Annotated in this window: 16 protein-coding genes; 3 read left to right on the plus strand and 13 right to left on the minus strand. The window is 55.9% G+C overall.

What is annotated here, in order from left to right; all coding sequences use genetic code 11:
- Position 1: 1 nt before the first annotated feature.
- From V1289_RS25230 to V1289_RS25245, 4 genes are all read right to left on the minus strand, one after another.
- Positions 2-1,399 (minus strand): pyridoxal-phosphate dependent enzyme, encoded by a 1,398-nt coding sequence (locus V1289_RS25230; protein ID WP_334399759.1) that lies wholly within the window; start codon positions 1,397-1,399, stop codon positions 2-4.
- 1,216 nt (positions 1,400-2,615) lie between these two features.
- Positions 2,616-5,378: a DEAD/DEAH box helicase gene (locus V1289_RS25235; protein WP_334407668.1), complete on the minus strand. Its 2,763-nt coding sequence runs from the start codon at positions 5,376-5,378 to the stop codon at positions 2,616-2,618.
- 3 nt (positions 5,379-5,381) lie between these two features.
- Positions 5,382-6,230, minus strand: a complete 849-nt coding sequence (locus tag V1289_RS25240) for a hypothetical protein (RefSeq protein ID WP_334399761.1) — start codon at positions 6,228-6,230, stop codon at positions 5,382-5,384.
- 8 nt (positions 6,231-6,238) lie between these two features.
- Positions 6,239-7,186 carry an aminotransferase gene (locus V1289_RS25245; RefSeq protein ID WP_334399763.1) on the minus strand — a complete coding sequence of 316 codons (948 nt, stop codon included), beginning with the start codon at positions 7,184-7,186 and terminating at the stop codon, positions 6,239-6,241.
- A 444-nt stretch (positions 7,187-7,630) separates the two neighbouring features.
- Here V1289_RS25245 and V1289_RS25250 point away from each other — a divergent pair, with 444 nt between their 5' ends.
- Together V1289_RS25250 and V1289_RS25255 are read left to right on the plus strand one after the other, a co-directional pair.
- Positions 7,631-10,732, plus strand: a complete 3,102-nt coding sequence (locus V1289_RS25250) for an HsdM family class I SAM-dependent methyltransferase (protein ID WP_334399765.1) — start codon at positions 7,631-7,633, stop codon at positions 10,730-10,732.
- Positions 10,729-11,424: a Fis family transcriptional regulator gene (locus V1289_RS25255; protein ID WP_334399767.1), complete on the plus strand. Its 696-nt coding sequence runs from the start codon at positions 10,729-10,731 to the stop codon at positions 11,422-11,424. Before V1289_RS25250 ends, V1289_RS25255 begins: the two co-directional genes overlap by 4 nt.
- A gap of 396 nt (positions 11,425-11,820) precedes the next feature.
- On the opposite strand, the gene V1289_RS25260 is transcribed toward V1289_RS25255, so the two are convergent.
- The 5 genes from V1289_RS25260 to V1289_RS25280 form a co-directional block, all read right to left on the minus strand.
- Positions 11,821-11,997, minus strand: a complete 177-nt coding sequence (locus V1289_RS25260; protein WP_334399769.1) for a hypothetical protein — start codon at positions 11,995-11,997, stop codon at positions 11,821-11,823.
- 268 nt (positions 11,998-12,265) lie between these two features.
- On the minus strand, positions 12,266-13,792 hold the full coding sequence (locus tag V1289_RS25265) for a recombinase family protein (protein ID WP_334407670.1): 1,527 nt from the start codon (positions 13,790-13,792) through the stop codon (positions 12,266-12,268).
- Positions 13,779-14,261 (minus strand): DUF2924 domain-containing protein, encoded by a 483-nt coding sequence (locus V1289_RS25270; RefSeq protein ID WP_334399770.1) that lies wholly within the window; start codon positions 14,259-14,261, stop codon positions 13,779-13,781. The genes V1289_RS25265 and V1289_RS25270 overlap by 14 nt, the downstream gene beginning before the upstream one ends.
- Entirely contained in the window at positions 14,261-14,614 is a 354-nt protein-coding gene (locus tag V1289_RS25275) for a DUF3489 domain-containing protein (RefSeq protein ID WP_334399771.1), read from the minus strand. Before V1289_RS25275 ends, V1289_RS25270 begins: the two co-directional genes overlap by 1 nt.
- A 380-nt stretch (positions 14,615-14,994) precedes the next feature.
- On the minus strand, positions 14,995-15,267 hold the full coding sequence (locus V1289_RS25280; protein ID WP_334399772.1) for a helix-turn-helix domain-containing protein: 273 nt from the start codon (positions 15,265-15,267) through the stop codon (positions 14,995-14,997).
- Positions 15,268-15,440: 173 nt separating this feature from the next.
- Between V1289_RS25280 and V1289_RS25285 the strand changes: the two genes are divergently transcribed.
- Complete coding sequence (locus tag V1289_RS25285) at positions 15,441-15,968, plus strand: hypothetical protein (RefSeq protein ID WP_334399773.1); 528 nt, start codon at positions 15,441-15,443, stop codon at positions 15,966-15,968.
- On the opposite strand, the gene V1289_RS25290 is transcribed toward V1289_RS25285, so the two are convergent.
- The 4 genes from V1289_RS25290 to V1289_RS25305 form a co-directional block, all read right to left on the minus strand.
- Positions 15,937-16,386 carry a DUF5681 domain-containing protein gene (locus V1289_RS25290; protein WP_334399774.1) on the minus strand — a complete coding sequence of 150 codons (450 nt, stop codon included), beginning with the start codon at positions 16,384-16,386 and terminating at the stop codon, positions 15,937-15,939. The two genes, V1289_RS25285 and V1289_RS25290, sit on opposite strands and share 32 nt — an antisense overlap.
- A gap of 18 nt (positions 16,387-16,404) precedes the next feature.
- Entirely contained in the window at positions 16,405-16,809 is a 405-nt protein-coding gene (locus tag V1289_RS25295; protein ID WP_334399776.1) for a DUF5681 domain-containing protein, read from the minus strand.
- A 112-nt stretch (positions 16,810-16,921) separates the two neighbouring features.
- On the minus strand, positions 16,922-18,259 hold the full coding sequence (locus V1289_RS25300; RefSeq protein WP_334399778.1) for a site-specific DNA-methyltransferase: 1,338 nt from the start codon (positions 18,257-18,259) through the stop codon (positions 16,922-16,924).
- Between the two features lie 79 nt (positions 18,260-18,338).
- Entirely contained in the window at positions 18,339-19,133 is a 795-nt protein-coding gene (locus V1289_RS25305) for a hypothetical protein (protein WP_334399780.1), read from the minus strand.
- Positions 19,134-19,657 lie beyond the last annotated feature (524 nt).

The raw sequence follows: 19,657 nt of genomic DNA on the forward strand, positions 1-19,657 counted from the left end.
GCTATCCCAAACTGGATAGAAGAGTCGGCATGTAGTCAAAGCTGTTGTAGGTGTTCCAAAAAAGTACCTTCTTATTTTTTAGCGCGCCCGCTTGCGACATGGTGAGCAACGATCGCCAGGCTTTCAAAGTAAAGACTGGATCAAGGCTGAGGCCCGCCTCTTTCAACTCTTTCGCCCGTTCATCGTCGGCAGGTTCGATCAAGCCGTAGCCAGGCGCCCAGCTGGTGGCGTCCGGCAAGAAAGTCTCGTGTTGCATCACGCGAAGCGCGTCTGGCGAAATACCCGGGAAGCGGATCTTGTGCAGCCATTCCACCGTGCTGCGCGCGAGTTGGGCAACATTCCCTTCCACAAAGGGCACGGAGGGCTGCCGATTGACCACCCATCGCGTCAGAGGGGATTTGTCCTGATCGGCCACCCCCACCACCTTGGTATTCCATCCCATCAGATGGACGCCCAAGAGCAGGCCCAAAACCGTCGAACCGCTCCCCATGGCGACAAAAATGACATCCGGCGGCGCTTTCCACGCCTGAGCGGTATCGAGCAACTGCGCCAGCTCGGCGATCGCATTCATGTGTCCCAGGGCGCTCACTTCGTTCGAGCCGCCCGGCGGAACGAGCGAATCCGTATCCGGATGCAGCCAGTGCGCCCCGTATGCATACGCAGCCTCGCCCGCCAATTCGACATCGTTGCTGGCGAGAGAAATGTGCTGAACCAGGCTCCGTAAAATTGCCAGGCGTGCCATATCCGTCGGGGCTCCCGGAACTTCAAAAAGCACCATGTCCAGGGCACAATTCAGCGGCTGTCCATCGCCGGTCAAATCAGACACGCGATTAGCCAGGGCAAATTGCAACGCATGGTTGCTGGAAACCGCACCCATTGTTCCCAGACGCTCGGATCCAGACCACTTCAGGTTTGGAAGCAGGAACTCATATTTGCGCGCCTTGTTGCCGAAGACGGGATAGTGCGTACTGCTCTCGTTCATCACCAAAAGATCAGAGCAGTCGATCTGGCGTGTCACGGACGGTGGCAACTGCAAAAGGTTGTTTTCCCGTACGAATATCGGTGCCCAGGGAATGGTGGCGCGGGCATCGGCCTGCCTCAGGAAGACGGAATTCCCGGGCTCGCCCCGGCGAATGAAGCCGGCAGACGAATCTTTACTGGAAAGCGTGTTGGCGATGAAAGGACCCTCGGTGGCATCGGGATCCAGCAGGGTGGGAAAGATCTTCCCGAGAGCCAAAGATTGCGAGTTCAAGATCGCTGAGGGTGGCGTGAAGCTTGAAACGTCGGCCATCTGCGGCAGCGGCGGCATCGGGCGCCGGCCTTGAGATACGCCAACCGCGCCCAGCGCGGCGCCCCCCAGGACAACTCCTTGCACAAAGTTCCGTCGAGAGAGGTTCATTACACAACATCCGAGTTACAATCGGTATGTTTGTAGATTAACTCTTTTTTTACCTTATTCCAATCCGAACAGGCCCTTCGCGAGGAATACTTTTAAGGTTTGATTAACCGAGACTCATCCGAAGGCCTGCCAGGCACCCGGTTTAGTTAGCTTTGTGAGAAAGGGCTCGAAAAGGAGCATTCGACAAGCCAAAGTATTTTCGGAGACGGATGCGTATTCAAAATTCGCAGCTCGTGGCTGCAAAAGTCTCCAGGCTCGAATTCCGGGGAAAGGAGGGAAAATTCCCCCGACATTTCAATGGGCTTTTTCAATTGGGAATGTGCGAGTTCGATCCCTCACTGAGAGAAAATGAACAGGGTCCTCGCAGAAAGGCCCGCCAATGGCGTGCTTCTGCAAGTTGGCGTCCAGTCTTCAGTCTCTAATTCTGCGCATTTCCCAGCGAAATTGCCGTTAATCTCCGGCAGACATTTGAAAAACTCCCGTTTTTGGGAGACCGCGGCCGGAGACCGGGTTCGATCTGCACGACGTGGCCCAGCTTGCAGTGCAAACCGCGAAGTTCTCCGCCAAGATCACCGTCAAATTGGGAATGCCGAGTTCGCATTACCGTGCTGAAAGTATCCTCGGTTCGAATCCCTCTCGCTCCGCCAGCTTGGCCGTAGTAGTCTATTCTCTGCGCAACTTTGTTGGCAATTAAGCCCAGTATTAGCTGCGATTTCTGATTTGAGCTCCGGACTACTAATCGGCAAAGTCAGCTTATTCTTCTCCAAATGGACCATTTCTCTCCGGAGCTCTGGACTCCGCGGATTCGGTATGGTTCTCCAAATTCGAGTGTTTCGAGAGGCTTATGAACGCTAACGAAATTGGGGTGCTGTAGCTCCTCTCGAACAGGCGAGAGCAACCGAGTTCGAAATCGCCATATCGAGGTTCGATACCTTCCGCCCCAGCCACCCACTCGCTCAACTAAAGATAGTGAGCACTTTGTGGGCGAAAACCCCGCATTTTACAGTCTTTTCAAGCATTCATGGCGAGTCTCCGGTCTCTTGAAAACGGCAACCATAGCGAGAATCTGCTGAAAGTCTCCAGCCAAAACCGCAGAAACTCCCGTTTTGAGGAGACTTCGGGCGGAGACTGTTCGATCACCACTGAACGGTGGACGCCGGAGTCCGATCAAGTGTTCCAATGCATGCTATTTGGCAAAAAGCGGAAGCGCTGAAAGTCAGAAGATTCTGGTGACTACCGCATGGCCGCTGACGGCCGTCAGATCAAAGTCCTGAGCATACATCTCAGGTCCCAGCATGCCCTGCTGTTCCTGTGACGCCGCAAGCTCGTAACCAGCAGGATCAATCCATCGAAGACCGCCATTCTTGCGAAGCGGGATGACCGCATATCGACCGAGATTTCCGTCAGTCCCAGAAAGGTCTGCATCGACTATTCGGGCTGCGGGTTGTGCAGGGACGGCAGGTGGCCGGCTACGCGACCATCTCAGAAAATTCCGCGGATCAATCAGTTCTTCTCCCTCGGCCGCCACATCCGGTTGCCGTTCAATCCATTCGATGAACTGAGCTTTCCAGTTAGCCGCATCGTCGCGAGAACGGGCAATTCCCTGAGAGAGGACAAAGGCCACGAAAGGTTCCAGTGTACCCCAGCGCAGCAGTTCTTTTGCCCAGAACGCAAACCAGGGCAGGTCGCTGACAGTTTTCCACGTGTCGAGTGTCGGCGTTGCAAAGGGATCCGTGCTTTCCTCGGTCCATCGCTGCGCAACGACGGCCCCGATGGCGACACCGAGTCTGAACTCGAGATTATCAGCCACAAAGATCTGCCACGCTCTGAGATTGTCCGCAGGGGGTACAGGTGCGTCGACATGTGCCATCCACCAAGCAAGGACCTCACGCCATCTGGCGTAAAGATCCCGCCCGGTAACCGTGTCACGCGTGGAGAATCCAAACCCTTTGTCACCGGCTACGATCTCGCCAAGCTGCACGAAGAGGGCCAGGCGGTCGTCGTCTGACATGTCGCCATAGCCGTCGGTATAATGAAGTATGTCGAGCAGTTGTCCGGCGGCATCCCTGAAACGGCGACCGACGTATGGTGTGTAGCCATAGCTATAAAGGCGTCTGCGTTCGTCCGCGTCCGGGTAGATATTTTCGACGAGACTCTTTCCCCGCTGGACGAATGCTTGTTCCATCCAGTTCTCGTATGCGGTTGCAACGCGCGCGAAAGTATTCTGCCATACTGCAGTCATTGCCACCTCAATCTGGGCGGAAGTCATCTGCGTCATCTCGATTTTCTGAAGCTCTTCGATGGCGGACAGTATTATGCCATCGAGTTCATCAACGCTGTCAGCCAATCGCGCTCCAGCGGATGCGTCCGCTTTCCCCGCTTGGTCAGAGATGTCAGCCGGTGCCGTGGATTCTAGCCACTCGAGAAACTCTGCCGCGCTAGTCACGCCAAGCTGAAGGGCGCGCGCCCGAATTGATTTCAGGAGTACCGAGAGGGAGCTGTAGTGCTCGCCACCACCGGCCGCCTCAGCGGTCAATCGTCCGATGAGGTCATCGTACTCCGACCGTCGGGCTCTTATCTGCCTTCTCTGTGTGGGCTTTTGTCCGTCCGCAGTGGTGGACGGTGTAATCGGAAGGGCAACAAGGGTCATCCCTTCCATGCCCTTGGCGGCCCCTGGTCTTCCCGCGCGACCCGACAGGTTCTTAAACTCCGCGGTCGACATTGGGTGCTCGCTCAGCCGGCCGGCTGCGACATCGAATGAGGTCCGCTTCACTGAGGGCAGGAGGATGAGATCGAAGGGCAGATTAACGCCCTCGGTCAGGGTAGCCGTGGCCACCGTGATACGGCAGATCGAGCGCTCGATGAGCGCAACCATCATACGCCTGAGTTTCTGCGGCATCTGGCCATGGTTGGTGGCGATGCCACGGTCAAGCAGCGCCACCTCATGAGACTCTGCACCGCAGTAATCGACACATACCATCCGCGCGTCACCGAAAAGCTCCGCATCGGCTCCCTGTGGTGGGGGAACGAATTGCGGCAAGGTATCCCACCCGTTCAAACCGAAGGCTTCTGCATACCACTTGATCGTGTCCTCGGGATTCTGTGAGACCGAAACCAGAATACGGCGGTCGCTGTCAATGAGATGTAGTGCTGCCCAGAGGATTGATATCTGTGTGTAGTGGTTGATGCTGCCGCGAACGTTCGCAGGCGGTTGGGGCATAGGATCGATGCGAAGATTGATATACACATTGGCCGCGCGCCCACGCACTGCGAGAAGTCCGTCGTTCAGCATATCCAGCAGGATCTCTGGCCGACCATTGGGCCGGACTTCGAACGCTCCGACCGCTTGGCGTGTGCTTCGATAGTAGGTCCCAACCGGCACGGCGTCCGCGTCCGACTCGATCCAGCGAGCGACAGGATGTGCAGCTCCCCCCGCGACAGCCGTAAGCGCAATGCGGACGAGATCGGGCCTTCTGGCCAGCAGCCGTGAGATGAAACTTTCAAGCCGGGCCGCGCGGCTTGAATGTTCTGCGAGATTCTCCTGCTCGTACACGCTGTTTTCGACAACGACCTGATGCGCTTCGTCCACGATGAGCAGCCGCAGCCGGGCTAATAGGACGGGCCCCAGATAGCGCATTAGCGCGTCGGCTTTTTCAACCGTTGCAATGAGGACGGTTGGCATGTCGGATGTCAGCCATGCGTCGGTAAGACCCCAGTCGGCCCCACCGTAAAGGCCGGTAACGATGAAATCCCCTCCAAGCTCTGTCGTGAGCTTAGCCTCTACTTCTCCTGCAAGCGCGCGGGAAGGGACAAGGTATAGGGCGAGCGGAGCAAGCAATCCATCCGCCAGCAGAAGAAGCTCCTTCACTATCGCCAAGTTTGCTACGAGCGTTTTCCCTGAGCCCGTCGGCGTGCAGAGCGCGAATGAGGAGTTCTGCAACAGTCGGTCCAGCCCCTGCTGCTGGGACTGCCACAGGATCCCTCAGCCCCTTGCGAACTGGCGACGCGCAAACCCGTTCATGTAATTCGTCCGGTCTGGCCGCAACGCAGCCAGCTGTAGGATGGGTTCATAGATGCTCGCCATTCCATAGCGCTCGCAGGCAGCACGCATGAAGAACGCGAGCAGAGCTACGTCTTCGGGTGCCAACCGGACCAGAAATCCTTCGACCTGCCGAAGATGGGTCAGTGCCGCTGCGAAGCGCTGCCGGTCCCCCCGTCTGAGACTGCTCGCCGCAAGTCCAATACAGCGAACGAGTTCAACGGTCGCTAACCAGGCAAGATCGCCTTCGGAATTCTCGACAAAGAAACTCTCTCCCGCGTTGCGCACGATGAGTTCGGAATGAGCCTGCCAGAATGCGGCAACTCGGCTTAGAACGCTATCGAAATCCGCGCTGAGGAAGTTAGCGAACAGCCGCATTCCATCATCTTCAGATCTTATCTGACGTAGGAGGCCTGACGCCATGGCCGGCAGACCGCCCAGTTGGTAGGAACCTGCGGCATACAGAGCCAGTGGCACTGAGGTTTTCATCTCATCATCCGAGCGCGCGAGCCACTCGAACAATTCGCCGGCACGCCGGAAGGCCAGTCCGGCGTCGCTAGCGCTTCCTCCTTCCACAGACAACAATACGCCACCGGCATGCACTAGCTTCTGCGCCTGGGCCAAAACCTCTTGTGAGTTAGCATCTGACCACTGGATCGTTTCCACCTGCCACGTTGTCTGAATGGATCGGACAAAGGCCCGTGCTTGCAAAGGTGTAAGCACCTGATCCTGGCCAAACCTTGTGCGTGTCTGATTGGCAATCTCGATCCGCTGTGCATCAGTTTCTGGCATCGCACTCTCTAGGGCCACAGGCTGTCGTAGAGGGCGTCAATCAGCTGACCGCCGTCCGTCAGAAGTATCTCGACAACCTGCAGGTCCCTTCCGGCTGTATATTCGGCTGGCGTTTTCTCCCACCGGAGGAGTGGGACAGCCTCTTCACGTCGGGCAGCGCTACCGCCTGCCAAAAGTATGAGATCGGTCCGCTCGGTGGGTTCAGGATTCTCCAGTTGAAGAATGCGATCGAGAGACAGGATGACCTGGGCATAGTCGTCTGGCGCCAGCTCCTGTAGAAGTCCCTGGAGTTGCTTTACACCCATCGGCACCTTCAAGGCCCGGTTTATTTCAAACCAGACACCCTTGCCGTTATGGATACGCTTGCTGGGATCGTTGGGATCCTTGATCTTGTCGCCGAGCATTACTCCGGCGAGGGTTGAGTCATTCCACGTCTGTCGCCACTTCGCCTCCCCAGCGATGAAGCGCGTCACCTTCCCTTCACTATCGATCACGATACCGATGAAGTCGTCCCCTTTGCGGCCATAGACCTCGCGGGTCCGGGCGGGATCGCGGGACAGGGTGTAGATGTACTGCTGAACATCTTCCTGTTTGCGAAACAGAAAGACTGGGACTACCCACTCGTGCTCGCCGATGAAATCGAAGGCCTCGGTCATCATGCCCGACATGACCTCTCCGAAAAGTCCCCGGCGGGTGATCGACGGCAGGCAGTTCGGATACTTCGCGTTACACCCCGGCGTCCCCGCATCTGGGTGGAGGCTCATACCAGCAAAACTGTGGAAATGGTTGCGTGCGTCCGAGTGCGCCGACTCAAAATATGGTCGCAGCCCCTCACGCACGGTGTCTCCGCCGGGGCTTTTTTGCTCAAGAAGGATATGGCCGTATCTTCCTTTCTTGGAAGGATAGTCCTTTAGCCAATGCTCGATAATTGCTTTGGGCGGATCCTCTGTATGCATGACACTGTTTTCAGGTTACGATCTAAAGTTGTTGCGTCTCTTATATCGGCTTCGAGCGCGCTTTCAATGGGGCCGCGGGCGGCTAGCATGGTAGTACTTTGTTACGGTAAAGGGCCGTGCGGCTACCATCGGGGTCGCTCACAACACGAGAAATCCTGGCTAAGCTGAACGTCCGCTTCTGGCCCGATACTCGGACTTATTGCAGACAATCAGAAATCGGCGCAAATGGGGGCGGCCAAAGCAGACACTCAACACCGGCCGCTCTGACGGAAAGAGGATGTCCTCTATGCAACCTCCGTACAATGCCATCGTCTCGTTCGTTTGGCTGTATGCTGCGGGCGATTCGCGCTTGCCCTGGTTGGATGCTTCCTTCGGCGACTTTGTGTAGGTAGGATGTTAATCCGTGGGAGCTAGAATCCGCCCGCACAGGGTTGGAAAGTGGGCATGGCACGTAGCGAATTCAGTCAGTGGATGGGGGCTCTGGGCTACAACTTGGCCTCGAGTTCGATGCACCGTGCCAGTTCGCAGCTTCGAACCCGCCATCCGTATGCCCCCGAATTGCTTGACCTGCTGAACCCCGGCGGTGAAATTCGCGCCGAGGCAGTGTTCGATGTCGAAGGTGTTCCGACAGTCTGTTTCTTCGTTGACGACGGATCCCTCGTCAACGACGAGCGGCGTTTGGCAGAGATTCGGCAGCGCATTTGGAACCAGAACCTCATTTCCCTGATTTTGATCTTGACGCCGACGCATCTCGTCCCGGTGCCCGTCACTCGCAGGGGTTCTCTCGCCGACCCCATTCTCAAATCCCAAGTTCGCCCGGATGGTCCGCTCTCGTGTCCGGACATTCAATCGGGAGATGTATGGTCGCGCTTCAAATCTTGGTTTCAAGTCGATGATCGCGTGGACCGTAAGCTGTTGTCGAATCTGCGGGTTACGGTACGTGAACTCTGCGAGCCAAGAGGCGGCCAATTAGCCGTCGACGACGCTCAATACTTGGTCTCTCAATTGCTATTTGTTTCCTATCTCGAACATCGCGGCATTGTTGGTGACCGGTACAGGACCGAACGCAAGGTGGGCCGCCTGTTCGATCTTATTCAAAGTCGAAACCGGCAAGGCGTCGTTCGTCTGCTTAGCAAATTGAAGTCAGACTTCAACGGTGACTTCCTAGAGCCGAAGGTTGGAGCGAAAGGACTGTGGCTTGATCTCGACGACAGCAGTTTCGAGGTGCTACTGGCATTCCTCGCTGCGAACGATATGGAAACCGGACAGCTCAGCATTTGGCCTTACAATTTCCGTTTCATTCCCGTCGAGCTACTCTCTGGTATATACGAGGCATTTCTCGGAAAGGAGTCGCAACGAAAAGCTGCTGCGTTTTATACGCCGCGTCATCTGGCCAACCTCGTCGTCGATCAAGCGCTCCGCAATTCCGCCGACCTGCTGAGCGAGCGTATCTATGACGGTGCTTGCGGGTCAGGTATTTTGCTGACAACCGCCTTCCGAAGAATACTCGGCGAAGCTGAGGCCCGAAAGAAAGGCGCCCAGGTTTCGCTATCCGAACGCATTGTTCTGCTCAGGAATTGTATTTTTGGAAGCGATATAAGCGATGCTGCCTGTCGCGTAACGGCATTCAGTCTCTACCTGTCGCTGCTTGAGCGGCTGGAGCCGACAGATATCGCCGCGCTGTGCGACGACGAAAACGTAAAGCTGCCGAACCTGCGCGGCTCCAATTTATTCGGCGGTCCACAGACAGGCGAATTCTTCTCCCGCAAGAACCCCTTGGTCAAACGTGGCGACTTCACACTGTTTCTTAGCAACCCCCCATGGGTTGAACCCCAGCAGGACGAAACCTCGGCCGCCGACGATTGGGCGGCGGAAGAGGGTGCGCCGCGTGCGTTGCGCCAACTAGCTGCCGATTTTGCCTGGCGAGCGGTGGATTGTCTTTCGCCGTCGGGTCGGCTGTGCATGATCCTTCCCATGAGCCTTTTGTTGAAACCTACGAGTCAGGAATTCCTGACCGGGTGGTTGCAGCGCGTTAAGTGGCACCGCGTCATCAATTTTGGCGACCTTAAGGAACTGCTTTTCGACCAAGGCCGAAAATCTTGCGTCGTTTTACTCGGCACACCAAGGCCCGAGAATGAAAGTGCCCGATGGATAATTCCCCCCAACGAAATGTTCGAGTATTGGGTGCCGAAGGCAGAGGTAAGCCTCGCCTTCGGCCGTCTCACGCTCCATAGCGGCGACCGGCATCAGGTGCAGACGCAAGCGATCGCGCTTTCCAACAAGCAGTTGACGACACGAATGTGGGGCGACGATTTCGATTTGGCGCTGTGGGCCGATCTACGCCTGCGAGGCACGTTCAACGACCTGGTCTCGGGTCCGAATAGGCGATGGACCCGTCGAAAAGGATTTCATCGGACCGACAATGCCGTACCTGCCGACAAATGGGTAAGCAGCAAACCGCTTTGGGAGATGATGTTTGTTCGACCGGGCGATCTTTATCATAACGTTGTTCCGGATTTGGTGGGAGCGCACGCGTTTCCAAAAAGCGAAATCCAAAGGGTGCCCAAACTTAGTGCTGATGTGCTGACTGCTTTCCAGGGCCCTCGGATTCTATTTCCAGATGGACCTTCGCCCGACCTGGAGATCCGTGCTGCATTTATTGATACACCAGCATCCTTCATGAGCAGTGTGGGTGTCATCGCGGGCCCTGTGGAAGACGCAGATTATCTGCGTTTCGCAACCGTGTTCCTACGTTCGGATCTGGTTAGATATTTTATGGTGACTCAGCTGTATCAGCTCCTGAGCGATCGCGACCGTGTCTCGCTTAGCGATGTCGGAAACTTTCCATTTTATCTGCCTGAGCGGCATTCTGATCCTGCGGCAGCAAGAAAGATCGTTAAAGAGTTGGCGAATTACGTTCGAGAAATTGAGAATACGAGCGTTTTGATGCGTAGTCATCAGTGGCAGTCGCTCCGTCCGATAGCGGAGACGAAGCTTTTGAAATATTTTGGCTTAAGTGAGTCAGCGCAAGCACTTGTCAGGGAAACGGTCGAAGTCGTTCTTCCCGCAGTTCGACCTTATGGCATGTCGGACGTATTTGAACGTGCCGGAAGACGGCCGTCGGATGACACGATCCAATCTTACATTAGCACGCTGCTCTCCGAGCTCGAAGCATGGCGTGACGCCCGGAAAGGGAAGGGCAAGTTTTCGGTCGAGGTGCTGCTGACAATTCGGGAAAGGTCCGGTCCGTTTGGTGTTATTCGTGTCCATGTGGGCCCGAGCAGGAAGAGCACGGCGGAAATTCAAAGAAAGGACAGTGCAGCGAAAGCCGCTATGGCCGAGTTGCAGGCTCGCAAATTGCTGCCGATGTCGCTCTCAGAAGATCTATATTTTGTCGCGGATACCGTCATTGTCGTGGACGACACGGTGTTTCTCGTAAAGCCGCAGAATGAGCGCGCCTGGCTACGTCGGCAAGCTATGCGAGATGCCGAGCGCATCGTCGAAACAACAACGCGCACCGCCGCGGCAGCTAAGGACGTGGCATGACGAAGGCGGGTGATTGGCTTTCGGTATTTCCTCAAGAGGACGCTCGGGTCGCGGTCGACGCGTTGCGCAAGGTATGGGCTGAACTCACGACCCTGAGCCCAGAAACCTTTCATGCCGACGCAAAAGAACCCCGGTTAACCGAATTGCTGTGTGAGCATATTCGGTCGGTATTCAAGACGCGCACGAGGCTCACCGGGCAGTGGAGCTACGAGAGGAGAATAGGCAAGATCAAGCAACGAAAGAGCGGTGGTGTCGAAATTGCGGACCGAAGGCGCACAGACATCGAATATTTCTCCGATCGATATGATCCAGCGCTGGAGCTTGTGTTTGAATTCAAAAAGATCAACGGAAAAGCCGCTCGAAGAAATACATATGTCGGTTCTGACGGAATGCTACGCTTCGTAACGGGCAGCTACAGTATTAAGCAACCGCTTGCGGTCATGGTCGGAATCGTGACTGATAAAGAAACGGCGTGTGTTCAGCCTCTTATCGATCTGCTGAAAACGTCGGAGTCCATGGCGGCGTTGCAGATGAAGCCGGCGCCCTCAGAATCTTTGAAAATTCCATCTTTCGTTTTGCCAAAGATCGCCCAATTTGACACCGAGCATCAGCGCGCGGCAGAGTTGGCGGCCGAGCATGGGACGATAACAATCGCCCATCTGTTCCTTGGATTTCCCGTTGCGACAGCATAGGAGAGTTGTTCTGTCGATTGAGAAGACGAACTCGCGCGGCGATCGCTCAGGACGATAGGTCAGTCGGCGATGCGCGGCATTTGTCGTGAACGTGGCCCCGATTGGGATGAAAAGAACAACTTTTCACCGTTGACGTGCGGGCTGACGTTGAGAAGGGAACCCTCTTCACCCACACCGCACGGTATTCGCCCTCCGGGGCCGGCGTCATTGACAGAGACCCAGAAGGACATGTCATTTGGCATAGCCTAAATCTGGAAGGACTAAGCAAGCAGGAGGCCGTCCGTTCTGACCGATAAAGGGCTTCGGTACACCGATGCACCAGATGTTCCATAACATTCGATGCGCGCGGATACTCGCAGTTGACGCGCGGCCTAGGTGCACAGGATTTGCCGGTTTTCAGAAATGCTCGGTTGCCAAAAGCCCAAGCAATACCGCTCCCGAGACGGAGAGCACTCCGACCATATTGACCAGATTTTTCGCGGCCATCGATATCGCCGATGCCGCGCGGACGGCAGCCGGGCTGGCCTTTGGTTTCTTTTGTTTCACCGTTCGCGGCGTCGTCTTTGCGGACATTGCATTCCCCGGAGGTCGCGGGTCGGGCCGCTGTGCAGCCCGACCCTGACGCTTTCTCTGTCGAGGTTTGTCCCCGATCTGCAGCGACCATTGCATACTCTCGGGAGCGAAAGCCTAACGGGTCTGGTAAACCGAATCTGACGGTTTACGAATTCGCAGGCCTGGCCACTATGCAAGAAGTTCCGTTTCTGAAGCGGATCTCGGGTCGTTGGTCTGCGATCCATCCACTTTTGGATTGGATATGCAATGCAACGTTAATTCCAGAATTTCAGCCCAGCAGGGAACGATGATCCGTCCAGGCGAGTGGTAACAGCTTCGGGATAAGCGACAGTGAAAGCTGCACCGGTTGCCTGCCTTCCAGAATGGCCGATGTGACCTCGGGCGAAAGATACGCGAGACGGAGCGCTTGGCGGATGATCTTGGGATGAAGACCGTCGGCGTCAGCAAGCCGTTCGATCGATTCATACGTTCCGTCGCGCAGCAAGTTCATCCAGCCGTGTGCACGCACGAGGGCTTGAATCAGCACTCCGCTCCGTGCATCTTCGGACGATCCGTTTCCTTCCAGGATGGTAGAGGCATCCCTTGTCGGCGCGGACCAGGAAACTGTAATCTCCTTGCTGCTCTCGCGGTCGGATCCCAAGATAGTTATCAGTAGCTTGTCCCGGCAAATCACCACGCGTTCGAGGGCGTCAATTGATGTTGCGCTATTAGGGACGGGGCCTCCCTGCGCTTCGAGGGCCGCAAGGATAGTGCGCTCGATTTCCGGCGCGGCGACACGTCCGACCGTTCCTGCCAATTCTTTTCGTCCCCGGAGCAACGGCGAACTGACGTAAAACCGATAGCGCACCCCGCTTTTGCTGGAAAAGCTTGGGCCCATGGGATTGCCTCGGTCATCGAACAGCTTGCCTTTGAACAGGGCGTTGCTCGGGGAGGATTTTGTTTTCTTCACGCAATTGGCTTTGAGCAACTCCTGTACGCGGTCGAAGGTCTTCCGATCGACAATCGCATTATGCTCGGCCTTGAACCATTTGCCGCCATGGTGGGTCTCGCCGATGTAGACCCGATTCCTCAGGAAATACGACAGAGGGCCGTAAGTGAAGGGAATGCCGCCATTGTATTTGGCAACCTTGGTACTCCGGCGCTTGGTAACAATTCGCCTTCGGTCGAGTTCGGCCACCACCCTGCTAAAGGACCTCAGCTCGGTGTAGAGCCGGAAGATGGCGCGGACAGTTTCCGCTTCGGCGGCATTGATGACGAGTTTTTTGTCCTTTGCCTCATAACCCAGCGGAACAGTTCCACCTGTCCATTTGCCCTTGCGGCGGGAGGCCGCGATCTTATCCCGCACCCGCTCGGACGATAGCTCCCGCTCGAATTGTGCAAACGATAACAGGATATTAAGCGTCAGCCGGCCCATGGATGTGGTGGTATTGAATTGCTGGGTGACGGCGACGAACGAGATTGACCGGGCGTCAAAGGCTTCGACCAGCTTGGCAAAGTCTGCAAGCGACCGGGTCAGGCGGTCGATTTTGTAGACGACGACGACGTCAACTCTGCCGGCTTCGATGTCGGCGAGCAGCTTTTTGAGGGCAGGTCGTTCAAGATTGCCGCCGGAGTAGGCGGGGTCATTATATTGCTGGGGCAGGGCACGCCACCCCTGCGATGCCTGGCTCTTGATGTAGGCCTCGCAGGCGTCACGCTGGGCGTCGAGGGAATTGAACTCAAGTTCAAGCCCATGCTCGGTGGATTTGCGGGTGTAGATCGCGCAACGGAGTGTTTTTACTTCATTTGCCACCAGCGTCCTCCCGCGTGGCCGACCGCAACCCGAAGAACCGCGGGCCGTTCCATCGGGTGCCCGTGATCCTGGTGGCTATTTCGGAGAGGCTGGGGAACGTCGCGCCGTCGTAGGCAAAGCCATCGGCCATCACGATGACGCGATGGCTTTTCCCCTTCCAGCTGCGGATCAGCTCGGATCCTGGCTTGATCCGACGCGGCAGTTCCAGACGGCCGCCGGGCTTTGCAATCGCCGCCTTGAGCAATTGATCGAGCGTTCGCTGAACCGACGCGGAGAGGCCGCCGTAGACTCTCTCCTGAATCCGGTGTGCAATACTCCGCCGCAGCAAATCCGGGCCGAACGATTTTGGCGGCTCGGTTCGGTAAAGCTCGCGATATCGCTTGCGCAAGGTGACGATTGGCGTTGTCGGCAACCGATCCAGCTCAGCCTCTACAGCCGGATCGGTGCCCTGGTTTTGGTACTGGGCCGGCATCAGGACGCAGCGCCAGCTTTGGCGATCCGATAGAGCCGCTCCTTGCCGACTTTCGCGGACACGAGGTTCAGCTTGAGCTTCTTTCTGACGACGCCGGCAAAGAAGCCACGAACCGAATGTTGCTGCCAGTCGGCAGCCTTCATGATCGAGGCGATTGTCGCGCCCTTTTGCCGTCGAAGCATGCCCAGGATGGTCTCCTGCTTGGAAGTACCCGGCGGCTTGGCTGTGATTTGCTTTGGTGCGGCGGTGGTAGAGGTTGAGGCCGGCCTGTTGGTCGGTTTCGCTGCCGAGCGGGCCGGCGATCGGCGTACACTCTGGTTCCTTGATTTCGATTTTTTCTTGCTGGTAGCCATTTAACTCTCCTGGGTGACAACGACAGCATCATGTGCTGCCACTGGCACGAGCCCCGTACCGGGGCGGGACCAGGAGAGGCGACTGTACCTAGTCTTGCAAAATCCTGTTCATCAGAGAGGCCGCGTCCTGCAGCCGTCCCGCCTCATAGAGCGCGGGAGTAAATTTCAGAGAGGCAAAGCTTGATGGCTTCGTTTACGGCAGTTGTGTCCATGTCATCCCCCAAGGGTCGATGGGGACAGTGACGCTCTGGTCACCGCTGAAGTCGAGCGAATTCCGAGCAATCTCGTGGCTCCTATCGGCCGGCTATGATCATGAAACAAACCTGATTTGCGGGCGGTTACCCCGCGGATTTGCCGGACTTGCCAATCAGCGCGCCCGCCTAGGCATCGGCACGTTTGAGGCCGATCTTGGCGGGCTTTCCTGCCACAAAATCCCGGAACAGCTTGACCGGATCAGCATCCAGCGCGCGGGCAATTGCAATAAATTCAACGACATCAATGCGACGCTCGCCGCCTTCGTATTTGGCAACAAATGACTGCGGCCGGCCAAGTTTTTTGGCCAACGCTTGCTGGCGGACACCCGAGGCATGTCGCACTGCGACAAGGGCCTCGATCAGCCGCGTATATTCCGCAGATTTAAGTGACTTTTGCATGTGCCGCCGGGCATGAGAATCGGCGACAAGGAATTTGATCCCGAAATCGGATTATCCCAAAATTGGATAATATTAACTGTGATGTGCCATGTTAGCCGGATGGTCGGATCCTGCACTGGACTTCAACGCCAGAGGGAGCGCATTGGCGGTGCAAATGATCGTGGGTATCAACGATGCAAGGCGAGACCGAAATTCAAGCAGACGCATCCCGGCGGATATGGCATTCCGAAGATTCGAGCTTGCGGGAGCAGGCGCTTGGCCATCTCTTCCTCGGGGAGTTGCTGAGCTACATGTGGCGGAATGACAGACGTGACATCGAGGTGCTCAAGAGCGAGGTCGATCGCGGCGGTTACGATATCGTCCTTGAAGCAAGCGGGGTCATTCGGCACGTCCAGTTGAAGTCGAGCTTTGTTGGCTCGAAGGTTCGTGAAGTCAGCATCAGTACCAAGCTTCTCGCAAAGCCTGGAGGCTGCGTGATCTGGCTGGAGTTCGACCCCGATAGTCTCGCGATCAAGAAGTACCTTTGGTTCGGAGGAAGTCCAGGTTTTGCCTTGCCGGACCTCGGCTCAAAGGTTTCAAGGCATTCCAAAGCCAACAGCAAAGGCCAAAAGCTGGAGCGACCGATGCACCGCGTGCTGGGCAAAGGCCGTTTCGAGGCATTCCTTGAAGTCAATCTTCTCGTGAATTGTATGTTCGGCTAGAGGAAATTTGAACGCGACCCGCATCGTTTTCGGCAAGGAATTCTTCAGTGCTGCTTGACCTCGTTGGCATAAAGATCGGCATGCCCCCGACCTTCGGGTCGTTCCAATCCTTGAATTCTCCCGCGTGATCGGCAAGTCTTAAAATGTTGCCCATCGCGATCTGATCCTTCTGCAATGCGGCCTTGTAGTTCTGGAGGATAACGGCTTCTGCCAGTGAGATCGTCCGGATCTTGCTGCCGTCATTCACCTTTACGCGCTTGGTCGCGATCCGCTTGAAGATCGAAAGCATATTCTCTTCGCTGGGTCGTCGGCCTCGGGGATTTCCGGAGCGTCCCTTGCGAAACTGACTGGCCTTGGGCGGTCTGCGATATCCCACACCGTACGATGTGGCCGATTGAACGTTGTTCTGCGTCTTCATGTCAGCTCTATTCCTCGATCAGGCGATTTCGTTCTTGTTCGATTCCTCACGGGTCTCCGGAGGGAGGCGATCAAAAAATATGACACTTGAGAGGGCGGACTGGTCAGAGCGCAGCAGTCCAGCCTGGATCATAAAGGTCAAGAATCTGCCAAAAGCTTTTTGATTACCTGCCATCGCGTCATTCATAAGCCGGACCACGAGAGCCTCGCGCTTTGAGACGACCGTGCCATTCTTTCCCGGTTGGTCGCTATCCAACAATTCCTTTATGCTGATTCCATCGGGTCGCTTGGGTCGACCATTCGGATTGCCGGATCGTCCCTTTGCGAACTGCGTACGCTTTGGCGGCTTCTTGTAGCCGACCTCAGTATCGTTAATGCGATTGTGCGACGATTCTTCGCGATCAGATTGAATTGAGTCCGGCATGCGAGTCCCTTGGGCGATGAGAATTCCCCGATAACACCGGAGCGAGTTGCCGTCGCTGATCAGAAATCCACCGAATAATAATGACCAACGCGAACGGTTTTGCGGTTGCTATTTAGGGAGTGGCCAGTTCAGGGGCCGCGGCAGGTGCTTGTTCAGCCAAGATTGCGGGTAATCGAGTTTCGCTGACCTGCTCGAACGTTTCGCCCATCGGAGCCAGGCGGGCCAGCTTGCCCGTATAGTGCTCCCAGCGCCTGATCGCCACGTCCACGTATGTCGGATCAAGCTCGATCGCTCGGGCGCGGCGACCGGTCTTTTCGGCTGCGATCAGGATCGTTCCGCTGCCACAAAATGGATCCAGCACCAGGCTGCCGCGCTTCGAACAGTCCTTTATCGCATCCACAACAAGCGACACCGGCTTCACCGTCGGATGCATGGCGAGTTCGTCCATCCGGCCAGGTCGCATTGTATTGACCCCGTCGTAGTCCCATACATTGCTCCGGTGCCTTCCATACTGGCCAAGTTCAAAGGTGTTGATATGCGGCGCGGAACCATTCTTCCAGACAAACACCATCTCGTGCTTGGAACGATAGAAGGAGCCCATTCCCGCATTGCTCTTGTTCCAGATGCAGACATTCTTTAGCTCGGAGTAATGAGCATCGCCCGCGGCTAGCATTTCCCGCATGTGACGCCAGTCCATGCAGATCTGATGAATCGAGCCATCGTTCGAGTATTGGCAAAGCAACTTGTACACTCTGGACAGGAAGTCGATAAATTGGTTCTTGTTCATTTCTCCCGAAGCCATCGCGAATTCACGGTGCTTGATACGGCCAAGTCCGGATACGTGACCGTCGATGCGGACATTGTACGGCGGGTCCGTGAATACGAAGTCCGCCCGTTCGTCCGCCATTAGAAGTTGATAGGTCGCAGGTTCGGTCGAGTCGCCGCACACCAGGATGTGCTTGCCAAGAAGCCAGACGTCGCCCAGGCGGCTCACCGCAGGTCCGTCCGAACCTGTAGGCACGAGGTTTTCCGGTTGTTCGCTTTCCTCACCGATACCTTCGATGATGAGGTCCGTTTCGGCCGGCTCAAAGCCGGTTAAGTCGACATCAAAGCCAATATCGACGAGATGCTGCAACTCGATCGCAAGGAGCTCATTGTCCCAGCCCGACGTTTCTGCCAAGCGATTATCGGCAATGACGTAAGCCTTCTTGTCCGCTTCTGTCAGATGAGAAAGCCGTACACATGGTACGGTCTTCATGTTGAGTTGCTTTGCTGCTAAAAGCCGACCATGGCCAGCGATGATCTGCCCCTCATCATCGATTAGCAGCGGGTTGTTAAATCCAAACCGTTCGATGCTGCGTGCGATTTGCTTGATTTGCTTGGGCGAATGGGTACGAGCATTGCGCGCATACGGTTGGAGCGATTGAGTGGGGCGGTACTCGAAATTCATATGAGTCTCCAAAGGAGGGATTTCCCTTAGGAGACAGGAATGTTCAGTGGGGCGCACTCATCAGAAATCGGAGGAATTGTTATCGGCGAGGGGGAGGAAATTGTCGTGTGATTTCGTCTTCAAAATCGTCTGAATCCATTTGGTCGTTTTTGCCAATGCTGCGAACCTTCCAGGCCGAGTGCTTATTGGCGAGTGCCCGCCAGTCCATATTGCGGAAATCGGCACTCATTTCACTCGCAAGCTGCCGGTATGCACGTTCGCTGGGGCACTCATCGCTCGGAGCAGCTGCGTTGCGAGCCTCATTCTGAAACTGTTGAAGTAAGTCAGGATAGCGTTGGTCCAATTCCACCAATGCGAAGTCGTCCTGAGCGCGACAATTGGAAGGACGTCCACGGCGCTTCTGTCCCGGGGCTGAAAATGCATCGAACAGCTGACGAAGGTCCGGTGACAAGGTCACACCAATTGATTCTTCGACCGCTAGCAGCAGCTCCTTTCCCTGCACGAGATTGCCGCGAGCGATCTGGAATCGGATGCGATCGATCGGATCCGCCTTGAGATACTGTTGCGCAAATGGGATCATGTTGAGCCATTCCATTGAATAACGGTGATCCAACAATAACTTAGGCGTTGCGCCCGTCAAATTATCGTCGAGGCTTAGTAAACGCTCATGAGCCGTTGTAAGCGTTTCTTGCCCTTGTTCCCCTAGCGGCGACTGCCAAAAGCGAATGTAGAGCTTTCCTATTGGATCGTGGATTTGGTTCACAAATTCGAGGGTGAACCAGAGGAGTCGTTCGCGTAATGATGAATATGGAATGTCCGGATATGAGGGGCACATAGCTGAACGTACGCCGTCACGACGAATGTCAGCCTTCAAGGGAAAAACAGACTTATAGGCTTTGCAGGAAGGTAAGGCCGCCGGAGTGCCTAGGAGTCCCAGCCTCGCATTCGCAACACTCCCTCGGGCAGACGAGTTAGGTGTGAGGCAAAAAGAACGCCTGGCGCGGCTACCCCGTACAACTACGGTGTCCAGGTTTGGCAGAATTAATCGTGCCTAGTCACGGTGAATCCAAATCCGAGTTGACCGCCCAGGCCATCTCTCCCACCATATTAGAAAAAGCGTGCGGCGTGGTGGGCTTCGTGTACTTGCCGGATAGCATCCACTGGCGTGATGCAGGACAGTTGGCCTAACCATTTTGGGTAACCATTTGGGGTGAGGAGACGTATGTGCAGCTTCTTTTTTCGAGCTTGACGGGATTGCGTTGCTCATAAACAATATGGGACCTTGTTGATACGCTATTGATTTTTTGGTTGGGGACGAATCGCCGCAATTCACGCGCTGATGACAGCTTAGCTGATCGGACTGTAATCAACGCACGCATCAATTTTTGTGTGTGAGCC

The sequence above is a fragment of the Bradyrhizobium sp. AZCC 2289 genome (genome assembly GCF_036924615.1).
Lineage (GTDB): Bacteria > Pseudomonadota > Alphaproteobacteria > Rhizobiales > Xanthobacteraceae > Bradyrhizobium.